The sequence below is a fragment of the Aedoeadaptatus nemausensis genome (assembly GCF_903819165.1).
Taxonomy (GTDB): Bacteria; Bacillota; Clostridia; order Tissierellales; family Peptoniphilaceae; genus Aedoeadaptatus; species Aedoeadaptatus nemausensis.
Map to the genome: position 1 here is coordinate 1 of NZ_CAIJCS010000061.1, position 424 is coordinate 424.

Below are 424 nucleotides of genomic sequence, written 5' to 3' on the forward strand. Positions count from 1 at the left end.
CATTCCTTGTAAAGTTGCTAATACTTCTTTTGTAAGTCTTGTTTGTGTTTCTGTCATTTTGTCTGCATTAGCTGATGATTTTTTCTCCATCATTGATGTAACGATGAAAAATACTACCACACCCACCACTGCAACAAGTCCTACCTTTACATTAAATATTAAAGTTCCAAGGACAAAGACTAAAGTATTTAAAACTCCACCAAGTACAAGAACCAACAGCATAGGCACCCACATTTCTGCTTGAGAAAGTGATGATGTGGCAATTGTAGTTAATCTTCCTAGTGAAAAGCTTGAAAAGAAACCCATAGGAACTCTTTTAATTTTTTCGCCTATTTCTATTCTCTTATGGGCAGCCATAAAATATCCCGCGTGAGTTTGTGCCATTTGAGATGATTTTTGTGTCATGATTTTTCCAACAAGGGAA

Annotated in this window: 1 protein-coding gene; it reads right to left on the bottom strand. The window is 35.8% G+C overall.

Features of this window, described 5'->3' with window-relative positions:
* On the bottom strand, positions 1 to 424 hold a 424-nt coding region (locus tag PEPTYR26121_RS08875; RefSeq protein ID WP_246285938.1), incomplete at both ends, for an ABC transporter transmembrane domain-containing protein.